Source organism: Oleiphilus sp. HI0043 (genome assembly GCF_001634935.1).
Map to the genome: position 1 here is coordinate 1 of NZ_LWEY01000904.1, position 585 is coordinate 585.

At 43.1% G+C, this 585-nt stretch carries 1 pseudogene; it reads right to left on the minus strand.

The window, feature by feature from the left end:
- Positions 1–585, minus strand: a pseudogene (gene gyrB, locus A3729_RS10195) (DNA gyrase subunit B); the annotation flags it as partial.

Sequence of the window (585 nt, forward strand, 5' to 3'; positions counted from 1 at the left end):
CGAGTTAGTGCACCACGGAAACCCGCCATATGCGTTCCACCGTCTCGCTGTGGAATATTGTTGGTATAGCAGAAGATGTTTTCCTGATAAGTGTCGTTCCACTGCATAGCGACTTCTACGCCAACCCCTGTTGCTTCATGCATAATATTAAAGTGGAACATGTCGTTTACAGTCGTTTTGTTATGATTCAAGTACTCAACAAATGACGATAAACCACCTTCAAATTCGAATAGGTCTTCTTTATCACTACGTTCGTCTTTTAAATGAATCCGTACGCCGGAATTCAAAAATGACAGTTCTCTCAAGCGCTTTGCGAGTTGATCATAGTGATACTCAGTCTGAGTGAAAGTTTCTGAACTTGGTTTGAAGGTCACCATCGTTCCCGTCGTCTCAGAATGACCCACCTCTTTAAGGGAGTAATCAGGCACACCGTGGGTATACTCTTGCTCGTATATTTTGCCTTCTCTGCGTATCGTTAACTTAAGCTTTTCGGATAAAGCATTTACAACCGATACACCAACACCGTGCAAACCACCGGATACTTTGTAGGAGTTATCATCGAACTTACCACCAGCGTGTAATACT